We start from the raw sequence: 14,612 nt of genomic DNA, 5'->3' as shown, positions 1-14,612 counted from the left end.
TGGCTGGCGTGGCAAGGTATCGCAACATCGCGCCGGGCCCGCGTGGCGGCTATCTCAAGGGCAACCTTGTGGAAGTCGCGCCGGGCCAGGAGGTCGAACTCGACGACGCTCCCGAGGAGTGGTTCGAGGAAGTCGACGCGGGCCCCAAGCCCAAGCGGACGGGCAAGGCCGCGGCCGCAGAGTAACGTTAGACGCCGAACAGCGTCAGGGGTGGGCCCGCTCGGGAAGCCGGGCGGGCCTTTTTCATGGCCGAGGAGGGCCGATAAATGTCCAAAGGCAACACATTCGAGAACGACCTGCTGGCACTGATCTTCAACGCCACCACGATCGCCAACATCGCGAACAATGCTTCGACCTCGCCCCTGACGCAGCTGTTCGTCAGCCTGCACACGGCAGACCCTGGCGAGGCGGGCGATCAGACGACCAGCGAGTGCAATTACACCAGCTATGCGCGCGTCGGCGTGAACCGCAACTCGGGTGGCTGGACCGTGACCGGCAACAGCGTGAGCCCGGCGGCGAACATCGACTTTGCCAATCCGAGCGCGGCGACGAACCTTCCCCAGACCGCCACGCATTTCGGTGTGGGCACGGCGTCGAGCGGCACGGGCAAGCTGCTCTACAAGGGCGCGATCACCCCGAACATCGTCATCAGCAATACAGGCGTGACCCCGCGCCTGACGACCTCGACCGCGATCACCGAGGACTGATAGCCGATGGCTCTCGAATATGTTGGTGGCAAGACGGCGAGCATTACCGGCTCGACCTCGACCGCCACCAATATATCGCTGACAGACCTGACCGGCGGCCTGGCGAGTGCGCCCGCTGCCGGGGATATCGTGATCGTCGCTTATGCGGTGAGTTCATCGGGTGATGTGGCAATCGGCGTCAATACCTCTGGCTATGATGAAATAGCGGAGTTGTTCGCCAACGACACAAGAGACACCAACCTCTCTGTCAGCCGCAAAATTATGGGGTCGACCCCCGACACCTCGGTCGATGTTAGCGCAACTGGGGGAACGTTTAATCCTGGGGTCGTGACGATAGGCGTATGGCGCGGCGCTGACGCCACGACCCCACTTGATGTAGCGGCCACTACCGCCACCGGCCTTGATAGTTGGGCCCCCAATCCAGCGGCCATCACGCCTAGCACCACGGGCGCGCAAATCATTGTTATCGGCGCGGGTGCTGGGGGCACCGGCACTGCGGCGATCGGGGCGCTTTCCAGTTCAGAACTCAGCAACTTTAGAACCATCAGCTTTGACAACACGGCAAGGTCTGTTGGCGTCGGCATGGGCAGCTTCGCCTGGACATCCGGCGCGTTTGACCCGGCAGCGTTCAGCGTCACCGGCACCAACTCTACGTCCAACTCCAACGCATCCGTCACCCTCGCCTTGCGCCCGGCGGCGGAAAGCGGTGGCAACTCAGGGGCCGGCTCATCCGCAGGCGTTGCCAGCGCGACCGGCACCGGGCAAGCGATCGGCGCTGGTTCTGGCTCGGCCAGCGGGACAGCTACGGCCAGCGGCGCGAGCTCGACTCAAGAGGTGGCGGCGGGTGCAGGGTCGGCCTCGGGCAGCGCAACAGCAACAGGCGCGGGCGCATCAGCGGCAGCGGGCAACGGCGGCGCTTCCGGCGTGGCTTCTGTCACGGGCAGCGGCGCAGCGCAGGCCTCGGGCACGGGAGCGTCTGCAGGCACGGCGACTGCAAGCGGCGCGGGAACGGCTGTCAGCAACGCAGCGGGCACCGCGACCGGCTCCGCCTCGGGCGCGGCTGTCGGTTCTACCATCGCCGCCGGGGCGGGCAGCGCACCCGCATCTACCAGCTTGTCCGGCGCTGGCCTGGCGCTCGACAACAGCGGCGCATCGGGCAGCGCAGCGGGTGTTGCCACGGTATCGGGTGTCGGTCGCACGATCGCATCAGGCGCAGGCACAGCCAGCGCGGGCGCTTCCGTCTCGGCAACCGGCGCGCAGATCGTCGGCGCAGCAGGCGCAGCATCCGGCTCCGCGACTGCATCCGCCACGGGCCGCGCGCCATCGGCGGCCACAGCGTCAAGCGCGGGCAGTGCCACAGCAGCGGCGGGCGGAACGGGCATCGTCTCGGCCAGCGGCTCGGCAGCAGGCGAGAGCAACCTTGTCGCGATCGGGACAGCCATCAACGGCGGCACGGGTGTCTCGACGGGCGCGGCGACTGTCGCAGGGACCGGGCGTGCCTATTCGGCGGGTGTCGGCCTCGCGGCGGGCTTCGGTGTCGCTGTGGGCGCTGGGCAGTCCATTGCCGAGGCGGTGGGCGTCTCGTTCGGCCAGGCGAGCGCGAATGGTGCGGGCCTGTCGCTCGTCCCCAAGCCGTCCAGCCCCGCGCGCGCTGTCCGTAGCACCACAGAGCCCCGCATTGCAGGGTCCGTAACCGTGGCGCGTGAGGCAGGCTCGATCGCCGGGGGGCGGGTCGCTTCGATCGACGCAGCACCGCGCGCCACATCATCACCCCGGCCAAGGAGGGCCGCATAATGGCGCAAAGCTGGCCGTCCAAAGATCCCGACGAGACGCTCGACTATAGCTGGACCGTCCCGATCGACGCGGACGATGCCATTACCAGCGCCGCGCTCACCGTCGTTTCCGGCACCGTCACGATCGCCAGCCAGGATGCCACCGCGACCGGGCTAACCGCGTTCCTCTCCGGCGGCACCGACGGCGAGACGGCGATCTTCTCGGGCACCGCCACGACCGAGGGCGGGCGCACGTTCGAGGAAACCTTCTATCTGGTCGTCCGCACTGCGGTTGACGCCGAGGTCGCGGCCCTGCGCGCGCGCTATCCCGCCTTCGCCAGCGTGCCATCTGCCACCATCCGCTACTGGCTGGACGATGCGGCGCGGTTCGTCGATTCGAGCTGGACTGATGCGGATCGGCCGATTGGGCTGCTTGCCTGCGCGGCGCACCATATGGCGATGAACGGGCTGGGCAGCGAGGCGGCGACGCCGCAGGGCGTGACCAGCTTCAAGTCCGGCACATTCTCCGCCACCGTCGACGCGCGCCAGGCGGGGCGCACCGGCATGTCCGCCACCCGCTACGGCCAGGAGTTCCTGATGCTGACCCGCCGCAATCGCGGCGCGGCTCGCGTGATTGCCGCAGGGCGCGCGGTGAACAACGATTGGCCCTATCGCGCATGACCATTCCCGCTGCCTTTGCCAACATCGCAGCGCGCATGTCCGGCGCAATCGGCGCGCCCTTCATCGACGCCACGGCGGAATGGCCCGGCACCCCCACCCTCACCCCCGGCGGTTCGATCGCCACGCCCGGCACCCCGGTCATCATCCCGTGCCGTGTCCAGTTCGATGCGGTCACGCACGCGATGCGCGCGCGCGACGACTATCAGGACCGCGATGTGCGGATCCTCGTGCTCGGGTCCAGCCTCTCGCGCCCGATCGATAGCGAGGCGACAATCACGGTCGAGACCGGCCCCTATGCAGGCTCGTGGTTGCTGCGCAGCGTCACGACCGACCCCGCCGGCATCGGTTACGAGTGCCTGGGGCGCAGGGAATGACCGGCTCGCGAATCCGGGGCGGCAAGGCGCACCTCGCGCGCCTGCGCAAGCTCGAGAAGGACACCACTCGCTTCGTCGGCAAGGCGCTGTTCGCCGGTGGCGAGAGCATCCAGATCGAGGCGCAGCTTTCGATCACGCAAGGCGCGGTCAGCGGCAAGAACCATGTCCCGTCCAAGCCCGGCGAGCCGCCGAACCAGGACACGGGCAGGCTGGGCGACAATATCGAGACGGTGCAGAAGATGCAGCTGCTGGTCGAGGTATCGAGCAACGCGCCCTATTCCGCCGATCTCGAGTTCGGCACCTCGAAGATGGCCGCGCGTCCCTTCATGCGCCCGGCGCGCGACAAGAAGCGTGCCGAGGTCGTGGCGCTGGTCGAGCGGGCCGTATCGCAGGCCGCGCGCCAATCGCGCAGCAACGCAAAGGACTGAATATGAACGTAACGCTTGACCAGAGCTGGACCTATCGCACCCCGCTGCTGACCATCGAATACCCCGCCGGGGAGCACGACATGCCCGACGATCACGCGGCGGCGGCGCTCGCGGCCAACGTCATCAAGGAGAAGCGCAATGGCAACCGGTCTGGTCAGACTGTCCCGCCAAGCGGTGCTGACAGCCCTGAAAGCTGACGCGGGCGTTACCGCGCTCGTTCCCGCCGCTTCGATCCACGGCCAGTCCCCGCTTTCCGAGCCAACCTGGCCGTTCATCAAGCTCGGCTCGATCAGCTTCGCCCCGCTCGACGCCGCGTGCGTCGCGGGCGGCGTGGGCCGCATCGTCGTGCACGCCTTCGCCAAGCCGATCAAGAGCGGCAGGCAGGTGACGCAGACCGCCGAGGATCATGCCGGGCTGATCCAGTCTGCGATCGAGGCGGCGCTGCACAAGGCGCGTCTGCCGCTGGCCGGTGGCACGATGACGCTCAAGTGCATCAACACCGACCTGCTGGTCGATGGCGCCGAGCCGGAAGCTTTCCATGCGGTCACGGATTTTCGTGCAAGGGTCATCGCCGCGTGATACTGTTGGCGCGATGGCAGAAACCCCCGACCCCGCCGCACTGGCGCTGATCAAGCAACTCTACAAGCGCGGGCTGATCGATCTCGACGATATCGAGGAGATGGCGGACGAGGCCGGGCCGGAATCCGCGCACCTCATCCGCATGATGGCGATCGAGGCCGAGGCACCATCGCAATCCGATTGGGAAGCCGAGCGCGCGCGCCGTCAATTCCGCGTCGTCCGTAAAGAGGACTGACAAACGCCATAGCATCCCGCGCAATATCCACGCGCGGAGATCATGGCATGAGCCTTCCCAACGAGTTTGATTTTGGCCTGCTCAAGGTGGGCAACGGCGCAACTCCCGAGGTATTCACGACCGTCTGTGGCATCATTGATGTCGCGGTCAACGAGAGCGTCGACACCACCTCGCGCCGCGTGCGCGATTGCACCACGCCCAACAAGCCCGGCGTGACCAAGGTGAAGGTCAATGGCACCTCGTGGACCATCACGGCTTCCGGTCTCACCAATGCGAGCGAGGAAACCAATCTGCGCGCCCTGCTCGGCAAGCTGAACAACTACAAGGTCGAGGCCTATGACGACGACGGCACCGATGCGGGCGACCTGCTCGGCACGTGGTCGGGCGGCGCTGTCCTGACCGCCAAGAACATCAACGTCAACCGCGATAGCGACTCCGCGATCGAGCTGACCCTTGAAGGCGACGGAGCGCTGGCCTGGGCGGCGGCATGACGCATGGAAACCGCCCTCTCCCTTGAGTTCGCAGACGGCACCTATGCCTTCGACCTGAAACTGCCGCAGATTATCGAGCTGCAGGAAAAGTGCGGCACGATCGGCCCCGACGGCGCGCGCCAGCGCAAGAACATCCTCGCGATCTATTCCAGCGTCATGGCTGGCCGCGCGCTGATCGGCGATGGTGTTCATATCGGCGTGCCCGACCAGGCCGAGGCGGCGGTCCAGGAAGTCTACGAGACCATCCGGCTAGCACTGATCGGCGGCGGCGAGGCAATCGTGAATGGCGAAACAGTCAGGGTCTCCCCGCTCGACGCCAAGCGCCTTGTCGAGACCTATGTGCATCCGATGCCGCTGTCGGCCGCGTGGGATATGGCGGCTGCGATCCATTACGCCCGTGTGGTCGGCTATCAGCCTAAAAAAAAAGAAGTGACGCCGGAGACGGAAAGCGCGGCGGAGACCGGGACGGATTCTCAGACCCCAGCGTGATCTACGCCAACTGCGCCGCGATGCACGTAAATCCGGCGGACCTGACGTGGTGGGAATACACGGCACTGCTCGCCGGATGGAACGCCATGCACGCCGATACCAGCACCACCGGACCTAGCCCCGAGAAGATGGAAGCACTGCGCCGGTTCAGCGCCGCGCACGGCTTGGGAGCGCCCAACTGATGGCCGAGATCGATCCCGTCATCTTGCAGCTGCGCGCCGAGATGGGGCGCTACCGGGCCGAGCTCAAATCCGCGACCGCGCTCAGCGAGAACTCCTTCAACCGCATCGACCGCGACGTAAGGCGGCTCGAGCAGCAGTTCAGCCGGTCAAGCGCCGCGATCGGGGGCAGCCTGCGCGGGCTGGCCGGCACGTTCGCCGCCGCGTTCACGACGCAGCAGGTCACGGGCCTGATCGACAGCTACACCCGTCTGCAGAACAGCCTTAAAGTCGCGGGCGTCGAGGGGGAGAACCTGGCGCAGGTCCAGAGCCGCCTGCTCGACCTGTCGGGCCGCTATGGCGTCAACATCGAGGAGCTGGCGCGCCTGTTCGGCAATTCCTCGCAAGCCGCGTCCGATCTCGGTGCGAGCCAGGACCAGCTGCTCACGCTGACCGAGGCGACGGCGCAGGCGCTCAAGATCACCGGCACCAGCGCGGCACAAGCGCAAGGCGCGATCCTGGGCCTGACGCAGGCGCTCGCCAGCGGCACCGTGCGGGCCGAGGAGTTCAACCAGATCAACGAGGGGGGCTTGCGTCCCCTGCTCCAGCTCGTCGCCAATACCGAGCGCTATGGCGGCAGCGTTGCCCAGCTTCGCAATGCCGTGGTCGAGGGCAAGGTTTCGAGCCAGGAGTTCTACCAGGCGATCCTCGCGGGCAGCGAGGTGCTTGGCGGGCAGGCCAGCAAGGCGACCCTGACGATCGCGGGCGCGTTCGAATCGCTCAACAGCCAGCTGACGGTTTATGTCGGGCAGGCGGCGGAAGCGAATGGCGCGAGTGCGGCGATTGCAGGCGGCTTGCAGTTGCTCGCAAACAACCTCGACGTGGTGATCCCGGCTATTGCAGTGCTGGCATCAACGATCGCAGTTCAGTTCGTCGCGGCAAATGTCGCTGCACAGGCGGCGCTTGGTGGGACCGCGGCAAGCATGGGCGTTGTAGGGGCGGCGTCCTTTGCCCTGCAAGCAAGACTACTCGGCGCCGCGACGGGTATGGAGGCTGCCGCATTCGCAGCGCGAGGCCTGCAGGCCGCGTTGCTCGGCCCGGTGGGCATCGGGCTGGCGGTTACTGCGGTTGCGCTTGGGCTGAGCTATCTCGCCACGCGCACGCAAGAGGCCGCGCAGGCGAGCCAGACCTACGCCAAAATCCAGAACGAGGCGAAGCTGCAGACCGATCGTGCGGCAGACGCGGCTGACCGCCTCGCCACGGCCCACGGGAAGGCCCGGGCCCAAGCGCTCGCCCAGGCTCAGGCTGAGCGTGAGAACACCAAGCAAAAGCTGATCTCGGCACAAGCCAGTCTGATCCTGGCCCAGGCCGAGGCATCACGCGCTCGCGAGTTCGCCAAGCGCACTCGTGCCAGCGGTGGGCTGGCCGCGGCCGATCCGCGCGTCGCGCAAGCCGGGGGACGCAGGCTGGCAGATGCAGCGGCAGCGAGTTCCGCGACAGCAGAGGCCAACATCAAGGCAGCCGAGGATTCGGTTCGTTCGCTCCAGGCCAGCCTCGATCGCATCGATGCTGCGATCAAGAGTGTTCCCGGGGTTGCCAATGTCCCGGCGGTCAATACCCGGCGCTTGGGTGGCGGCGGCTCTGCGACCGGTGGCGGACCGGTTGACGTGGCGGGCGCAGGGCGCGCAGGCCGTGACGTCGGCGGCGCGATTGCTGAGGCGTTGCGTCGTCTTGACCAGTTCACGCGCAACCAGTTCGATCTCGCCAGCGCGGGCAATCAGAACGAGCAGGATCTGCTTCGATCTGGGCTGCGCATCGTACGGACTCGGGAAGAGCGCACCGCAATCGAAAAGCGCTTGATTGCATTGCAGTTTAGCCAGGAACGGGCCGAGCAAGAGCTGGTCCTCAATACGCTGGACAGCACAAAAACAGCGAAAGACATCGCACGCGCTCGATTGGCTGTCCTGGATGCCCTCCAAAAGCAAGCCGACAAAGAAGCGGAAATCGCGAACGAGTCGCCGGGTCAACGCTTTCTGCGTGAGGTGTCGCTCACGGGTGAGGAGATCAACGACGAGGTTGAGCTTGTAGCGACGCGCGGCCTCCAAAATCTGAACGACCAACTCGTCGATGCAATCTTCAACGCCGAATCTCTCGGCGACGTATTCAGCAACGTGGCGAAATCCATCGTCGCCGACCTGTTGCGCATCGCGATCCAGCAAGCCGTCATTCGCCCGCTGGCTGAAAACCTCTTTGGGGGTGGCGGCGGCGGTGGCGGCATCTTCTCGGCCATCGGATCCCTGCTGGGGCTTGTGCCTGGCCGCGCATCCGGCGGGCCGGTGTCCGCTGGTCGCCTCTACCGCGTGAACGAGGCGGCGGGCGCAGGCGGCGTCGAGCTGTTTCAGCCAGCGCAGAACGGCAACATCGTCCCGCTCGGCCAGACCCGGGCGGCGATGGGCGGCGGCCAGCAATCCATCTCCGGCACCATCACCATATCGCTGTCCGAGGATATCGACGGGCGCATCGTGTCCGTAGCTGGCCCTCTCTCCGTCCAGATAGTGCGAGAGGCGTCCGGGCCCCTGATCGAGGCAAGCGCGAAAGAGGCGCTGCGCCGGGCGGGGAGACCGAAACTGTGACCGAGATCATTGTCCCTGATTACAGCGCGATGGTCATCACGAACCTGACGCCGAACTTCCCGAGCCGGGTCAACCGCTCGGCATGGACCGGCAAGCGCAAGGTCGTGGGCCAGCCCGGCGGCGAGAACTGGACGGGCAAGCTTATCGTCCCCGACATCTCGACCGAGATCGAGGAGCGCAAATGGCGCGCCTTTCTTGTCGCGCTGCGCGGCCCGCAAAACTGGTTCAAGTGGTTCCTGCCGTGTCAGGCGCACAGTGGGGCCAAGCCGCTCGTCAACAACACACCCGCGCCCGGTTACGAGCTCTCGCTCGACGGCATGACGCCGTCCACCACGATCCTGACGGCAGGCTGCTTCCTGACCGTGCCCCTGCCCAGCGGACACAAGCGGCTCGTCTGCCTCACCGAGGATATGGTCACGAACAGCAGCGGTCAGGCGATCGCCCGGTTCGGCCCGGCGCTCGGCGAGATCCCGGCCAACAATGTCGAGGTCGAGAGCAAGGCGCCTTACATCCCGCTCGCCCTTACCAACACCAATACCGGCATCGACTATTCCGACGCGATCGCCGGGATTGAGCTTGATGTCGAGGAGGCGAAATGAGCCTTCCCGATATCGATGCCGTCGCCGCGCTCGACGCGCCGGTCATCAAGCCGGTCTGGTTCGCCTTTCTCGACATCAACGGCGACCCTGTGCGGTGCAACACTTCCGGCGTCAGCTTGCTGGTGGACGGCACCGGCGACCCTGATCTCGACGGCCAGACCTTTACGGGTATCGGCGGCGATCTCGTCGATATCTCGCCCGTGTCCGTTCGCGAGGGCGGTTCGGAGCGGGTCACGGCGCAGTTGAGCGGCCTGCCCCCGCTCGACGATGACATTCTCGAGCAGCTGGACAACCCGGCCAACTGGCAGGGGCGTGTCGCCCGGCTCTGGCGCACGATCCGCAATGCGGCGAACGAGCAGGAGGGCGGGTTTCAGGCTTATTACACCGGCTATATGACCGCGCTGGACTTCGCAGGCGACGAGTCGGGCGGCATCATCCGCGTCACGATCGAGACCTATCTCGCGGCGTTTAGCCAGGCCAGCAATCGCACCTATCTGGACCAGGAGCGCTACGACCCCGACGACTGGTCCGCGCGCGCCTCGATCGCGATTGCCAACGGCCTGACGCAGAACCCCGGCGCGATCATCGGCGGCGGTTCCGGTTATGGTGGCGGCTATGGCGGCGGTGTGACCGCGCCGAGGGTCAACGACCTATGACCGCACGGCGATCGACATGGGAGGCCGATCTCGCGGCCTATCTGGCGCAGAAGGCGACGGAGCCGTTCGAGTATGGCGTCAACGACTGCTGTCTGTTCGGCGCGGGCGCTGCGGCGGCGCAGACCGGCGTGGACAACGCGGCGGCGTTCCGGGGGCGCTACAGCACCGAGATTGGCGCGGCGCGCGCGCTTCGCCGCATCGGCGCGGGCGATATCGAGAGCACCTTCGACAGCTTCTATCCCGAGCGCCCGATCGGCTTCGCGCGGCGCGGCGACCTCGTGTTCAACGGCGAGGCGGTCGGTGTCTGCATCGGCGCGGTTGCCGTGTTCCTGTCCGACGATGGCTACAGCCATGTCCCGCGCGCCCAATGGCGCAAGGCCTGGGCCGTATGAGCAAGGTTCTCAAGATCGCCGCAGCGGTTGTCGGCGCGGCAGCGATCATCATCGCGACCGGCGGCGCGGCGGCATTCGGGATCGCGGGCGCGCTTTCCACCACTGTCGCGGGCATCAGCGCGGGTGCACTGCTCACCGTCTCGTCTGCCCTGTCGATCGGCGCGTCGCTGCTCGCCAAGAAGCCCAAGGCGCCATCCGTCAACGCGGCCAATATCGATCGCCTGAACAGCACCATCGACCTCCGCACCCCGCGCAAGATCGTGTGGGGCGACACGGCGGGCGCGAACGACGTTCGCGACCAGGAATATACCGACAACCAGACCGTGCTGCACCGCTTCATCGTGGTCGCCAGCCACAAGGTCCATTCGATCTACGAAATCTGGTTTGACGATGAGAAGGCATGGGACAGCGTGTCCGGCGTCGCCGCCAAGTTCGCGGGCTATCTCACCGTTACCCCGGTCACCGAGGGCAACGCCTTCAACGCCATCAACATCAGCCCGCGCATGGGGTCGAGCCGCCGCTACACCGGCCTCGCCTATGTCTATCTGCGCTTCAAGCTGACCGGCAACACCAAGAAAACCGAGAGCCCGTTCGTCCAGTCGATCCCGACGCGCGTGACGATCCGCACCAAGGGCGCATACATGTATGACCCGCGCCTCGACAGCACGCGCGGCGGTAGCGGCCCGCACCGCGCCGACGATCAATCGACCTGGGAATGGAGCGAGAGCGCATCACGCAACCCGGCGCTGCAAATGCTCTGGTGGATGCTGGGCTGGCGCATCAACGGCAAGATCGCCGTCGGCGGCGGCATCCCGCCCGAACGCATCGACATGGAATCCTTCATCACCGCCGCCAACCTGTGCGACGAGGATGTATCGATCGCAGCCGGCGGGACCGAGCCGCGCTATCGCAGCGACGGCGTGGTCAGCGAAGGCGATAGCCCGACCGTCATCATGGACGCGCTCAAGGCCGCGATGAATGCGGACCTTGATGATGTGGGCGGCAAGCTGCGGCTGTTCGTGTTCCACAACGATCTTGGCACCCCGCTCGCCGACTTCACCAGCGACGATATCCTCGGCGCATTCGAGTATCGCGCCACGGCCGCGCTCGACGAGAGCTTCAACGTCGTGCGTGGCACCTATACCGACCCGCGCGACCAGGCGCTCTATCAGCAGATCGACTATCCGCAGGTCGAGCTCCCGAGCCGGGACGGGATCGACCGTATCGACACCTTCCCCCTCGCCCTTGTCCAGTCGCCCAGCCAGGCCCAGCGCCTCGCCAAGCAGCGCCTGCAGCGTATGCAGTTCGGCGGCGTGTTCACCGCGACCGGGCAGGCGACATGGTGGAAGGTCCAGAAGAACAGCGTCGTGCGCCTCACCTTCCCGCCGCGGGGATGGGTCAACAAGCTGTTCCGCGTTGCCGAGCTCGAGCATCGCGTCGATGGGACCGTGCCGATCACGCTGCGCGAGGAAGCGGCGCAGATCTATGCCTGGGACGAGGAAGAAGGCGCGCCGGTCCAGGCGAACAACGGGCTTGGCTATAACCGGGCCGAGAACCCCATCGTTATCGCCATCGACGACAGCGGCGCGGTCATCCCGACCCCGGGCAGCCCCATCGTCAGCACCGTGCGCAACGAGTTCGGCGAGCCGCGCGATCCGGCGCAGCTGCTCAACAGTTCCTTGAGCGCCACGCAGGGCGGCCGCATCGGCTATGAGGGTCAGGAGGGCCGGGTCGAGGTTATGCGGCTCACGCCTCGCCTCCTGGAAACCGCGCCCGCATCGGCGATCACGCAGGTCGATAGCGATATCGACAGTCTCCGCCGCGCCATCACGCTGGCGTTGCGCGAGACAACCGGCGTGCGCAAGACGCTGCGCGACGCGGGGGTCTATGTCGATCCCGAGAATGGCCAGGTCAAGATCAGCGCGATCGACCAGACGGCGGAGCGGCTCAACCAGGTCGGCATCATCCTCGACGCGCAGGCGGCGACGATCAACCTGAAGGCCAGCACCAACTACGTCGACGAGCAGATCATCCTCGCCGTGCTCAACCCCGAGCAGGCGGCGGAACTCGGCCCGCTCATAACCCGGCTGACGCAGGCCGAGACGGATATCGACGGCCTTAACGCCACGATCATCACCAAGGCGTCGGTCGTAGACCTGAACACGCTCGGCGGACGCGTGACCACCGCAGAGACCGATATCGACGCGCTGCAGGGCGAGATCACGCTCAAGGTCAGCAACACGACCTTCGATGCGCTCGCCGATCGCGTAACCACCGCCGAGACGCAGCTTGAGGCCATCCCCGACGCGGCCTCGATCACGAACTCTGTCAACGCCACGCGTCTGGTGCAGCGCCAGGCCGACGACCTTGCCGATGCGAACATCCTGGGGTTGATCCTCGGCGACCGGGCCAAGCGTGACCAGGTGGCTGCGATCGCAGCGGCGCGGAACGAGCTGGGCGCGCGCATTACCGAGGAAGGCGAGGCGCAGGCGCGGTTCGCCGTGGCATTGCAAGCACGAGTCGGCGCGGCGGAAAGCTCCATCGCGACCGAGAGCCTCACCCGCGCCAATCAATTCATGTCGCTCGCCCAATCGCTGACGTCTCTCCAAGCCTCGTTCGATACCGAGGTGGGCACGCTGCAGGGCAATATCGACGCGCTGGCGCAGGTTGTCACCGACGAGACGGGCGCGCTTTCCACGACCATCAGCGAGGTCAGCGCGGCGCTTACGCAGGAGATCGAGGATCGCGAGGAGGCGGTCGATACGGTCGATGCGCGCGTGACCTCGGTCGAGGAGGCCAGCGTCGAGCGGGATGGCGAGATCCGCGGCCTCATCACGCGCCAATCGACGGCCATTCGCGGGTCGCAGGAGGAGGCGGCGCGCTTTCAGGATGGCGTCATCAGCGGGCTTCTGCTCGGCGACCGCGCGGCGCGCCAGGCGAACCAGCAGATTGCATTCGCGCGCGAGGAAATCGTCACGCAACTGACCGACCTCGAAAGCGGCTTTTCGTCCAGCCTGTTCGCGCTGGGCCTGCGCATCGGCGAGACAGAAGGCTCGATCCGCGAGCTCGACCGGATCGTCATCGAGAACAACACCGCGCTGGTGCAGAGCATCGACACGCTGCGGCTCGACACCGAGGTGCTGGTCGGCGGAACCAACACCCGCGTCGATACGGTCGAGAGTGACCTCGGCAACACCATCGGGCGCGTCGATGGGCTTGAGGAGGATTTGCCCGCCGGCCTTGCTGCCGAGGAAGCGGCCCGGAACGTCGCGATTTCCGGCGCGATCATTGCCGAGCGCGTGCTTTGGCAGGAAGGCGACAGCGTCATCGCTGGCGATCTTGCCACCCTGACCACTACCGTTGGCGAGAACACCGCGACGCTGGTCACGTATGGCGAAAGCATCGACGGGCTTGAGGCGCGCGGTGGCATCCGGTTCGACATTAATGGTCGGGTGAGCGGCGTCGGTGTGAGCGCGACGGCCACCACGACCAAGATGACCCCCGTGGTCGACGCTTTCGAGATTGTCGATCCCGATACAGGCTTTGCCTATCTGACTGCCGACGAGGATGGCCTGCGCCTGCAAAACGGCAAGATCGTTCTGGACACCGGCACCAACATGAAGGTGCAGGGGCTTGGCTTTGGAACGTCTAACCAGTTCGTCTCATGGTATGGGCCGACGCGCGCCCTTAACCTGTGTGACGAGGCGAGCGCATACAGCTACGAAAAAGTCGACGGTTCCGCCTATTTCGGCGGTTCGCTCTCTGCGGGGGTCATTCGCAATTCCGCAAGAACAACGGACATTACCAACGCCGCCACTATCACGATTGGGCCGTTCGGCACCAACGGCGAGCCAATCCTCGTTGTCACAAGCTACGGCCTGATCAGCGGCCAGACCATTGCCTATCCCGCCACGACCGCGGGGCTGGACGATTGGGAGGAAGCCGTAACCCTTTGGGGCGCGACGGCAACCGGCACCAACCCGAACCGGGCCGTGAACGCGACCAAGGCGATCAGTTGCTCCATCATTGTCGAGACAGACGGGCCGCTTGGGGCAAGCAGCTCGCCATTCTCCACCCTGACTATCAGTGGCGGCACGGAAACGCTGGTCGGCACCGCGCCCATCGTTGGGGATAGCGATGGGGTGCTTGTCTACACACGCACAATTTCCGGCTCCGTCACCGCGACGGACAACAGCGGAGGCACTGCCAACCGCACTTTCATCGCGACACTTACGACGCGGACCGACGCTGTGCTCGGGACGATCCAGAGTCAAACCATCTCCCTCACAGCGACCGAAGAATAAGGAGCAAGAGCAATGGAGGCGCAAGCTTTACCAAAACGACGGGCGGCGCAGCGGCCTGACCTCGACCGTAAGTCTTGAGGACAGCCTGCCCCAGTCTGTGACCCTGATTAGCAC

The 14,612-nt window shown here is 66.0% G+C and carries 17 protein-coding genes; all 17 read left to right on the top strand.

Going from position 1 to position 14,612, the window contains the following annotated elements; all coding sequences use genetic code 11:
- The first annotated feature begins 8 nt into the window (after positions 1 to 8).
- Entirely contained in the window at positions 9 to 185 is a 177-nt protein-coding gene (locus AX725_RS00680; RefSeq protein ID WP_156442078.1) for a hypothetical protein, read from the top strand.
- An 81-nt stretch (positions 186 to 266) separates the two neighbouring features.
- Entirely contained in the window at positions 267 to 707 is a 441-nt protein-coding gene (locus AX725_RS00675) for a phage tail fiber protein (protein ID WP_066114927.1), read from the top strand.
- Positions 708 to 713: 6 nt separating this feature from the next.
- Positions 714 to 2,501: a serine-rich family protein gene (locus AX725_RS20775; protein WP_156442076.1), complete on the top strand. Its 1,788-nt coding sequence runs from the start codon at positions 714 to 716 to the stop codon at positions 2,499 to 2,501.
- Positions 2,501 to 3,160, top strand: a complete 660-nt coding sequence (locus AX725_RS00665) for a DUF4054 domain-containing protein (protein WP_066045940.1) — start codon at positions 2,501 to 2,503, stop codon at positions 3,158 to 3,160. Before AX725_RS20775 ends, AX725_RS00665 begins: the two co-directional genes overlap by 1 nt.
- Positions 3,157 to 3,534 (top strand): hypothetical protein, encoded by a 378-nt coding sequence (locus tag AX725_RS00660; RefSeq protein ID WP_066114922.1) that lies wholly within the window; start codon positions 3,157 to 3,159, stop codon positions 3,532 to 3,534. Before AX725_RS00665 ends, AX725_RS00660 begins: the two co-directional genes overlap by 4 nt.
- A complete protein-coding gene (locus AX725_RS00655; protein ID WP_066114918.1) occupies positions 3,531 to 3,962 on the top strand; it encodes an HK97-gp10 family putative phage morphogenesis protein in 432 nt (143 codons plus the stop codon). The genes AX725_RS00660 and AX725_RS00655 overlap by 4 nt, the downstream gene beginning before the upstream one ends.
- 2 nt (positions 3,963 to 3,964) lie before the next feature.
- Positions 3,965 to 4,159 carry a hypothetical protein gene (locus AX725_RS20770; RefSeq protein ID WP_066114916.1) on the top strand — a complete coding sequence of 65 codons (195 nt, stop codon included), beginning with the start codon at positions 3,965 to 3,967 and terminating at the stop codon, positions 4,157 to 4,159.
- Positions 4,101 to 4,541, top strand: coding sequence for a DUF3168 domain-containing protein (locus AX725_RS00645; protein WP_082737522.1), 441 nt, complete (start codon positions 4,101 to 4,103; stop codon positions 4,539 to 4,541). Before AX725_RS20770 ends, AX725_RS00645 begins: the two co-directional genes overlap by 59 nt.
- A 13-nt stretch (positions 4,542 to 4,554) precedes the next feature.
- On the top strand, positions 4,555 to 4,776 hold the full coding sequence (locus AX725_RS00640) for a hypothetical protein (protein ID WP_066114912.1): 222 nt from the start codon (positions 4,555 to 4,557) through the stop codon (positions 4,774 to 4,776).
- Positions 4,777 to 4,823: 47 nt separating this feature from the next.
- Entirely contained in the window at positions 4,824 to 5,267 is a 444-nt protein-coding gene (locus AX725_RS00635; RefSeq protein ID WP_066045922.1) for a phage tail tube protein, read from the top strand.
- 3 nt (positions 5,268 to 5,270) lie between these two features.
- Positions 5,271 to 5,756 (top strand): GTA-gp10 family protein, encoded by a 486-nt coding sequence (locus AX725_RS00630; RefSeq protein ID WP_066114910.1) that lies wholly within the window; start codon positions 5,271 to 5,273, stop codon positions 5,754 to 5,756.
- Complete coding sequence (locus AX725_RS00625; RefSeq protein WP_066114908.1) at positions 5,753 to 5,938, top strand: hypothetical protein; 186 nt, start codon at positions 5,753 to 5,755, stop codon at positions 5,936 to 5,938. The genes AX725_RS00630 and AX725_RS00625 overlap by 4 nt, the downstream gene beginning before the upstream one ends.
- Complete coding sequence (locus tag AX725_RS00620; RefSeq protein ID WP_066114906.1) at positions 5,938 to 8,547, top strand: tape measure protein; 2,610 nt, start codon at positions 5,938 to 5,940, stop codon at positions 8,545 to 8,547. The genes AX725_RS00625 and AX725_RS00620 overlap by 1 nt, the downstream gene beginning before the upstream one ends.
- Positions 8,544 to 9,146: a hypothetical protein gene (locus AX725_RS00615; protein WP_156442074.1), complete on the top strand. Its 603-nt coding sequence runs from the start codon at positions 8,544 to 8,546 to the stop codon at positions 9,144 to 9,146. The genes AX725_RS00620 and AX725_RS00615 overlap by 4 nt, the downstream gene beginning before the upstream one ends.
- A complete protein-coding gene (locus AX725_RS00610; protein ID WP_066114902.1) occupies positions 9,143 to 9,802 on the top strand; it encodes a hypothetical protein in 660 nt (219 codons plus the stop codon). Before AX725_RS00615 ends, AX725_RS00610 begins: the two co-directional genes overlap by 4 nt.
- Positions 9,799 to 10,194 (top strand): DUF6950 family protein, encoded by a 396-nt coding sequence (locus tag AX725_RS00605; protein WP_066045906.1) that lies wholly within the window; start codon positions 9,799 to 9,801, stop codon positions 10,192 to 10,194. The genes AX725_RS00610 and AX725_RS00605 overlap by 4 nt, the downstream gene beginning before the upstream one ends.
- On the top strand, positions 10,191 to 14,498 hold the full coding sequence (locus AX725_RS00600; protein ID WP_066119034.1) for a hypothetical protein: 4,308 nt from the start codon (positions 10,191 to 10,193) through the stop codon (positions 14,496 to 14,498). Before AX725_RS00605 ends, AX725_RS00600 begins: the two co-directional genes overlap by 4 nt.
- Positions 14,499 to 14,612: the final 114 nt, after the last annotated feature.

Source organism: Blastomonas sp. CCH9-A1, from assembly GCF_001557175.1.
Taxonomy (GTDB): domain Bacteria; phylum Pseudomonadota; class Alphaproteobacteria; order Sphingomonadales; family Sphingomonadaceae; genus Blastomonas; species Blastomonas delafieldii_A.
The sequence above is the reverse complement of the archived record's forward strand: the minus strand, read 5'-3'. Positions and strand labels throughout refer to the sequence as shown.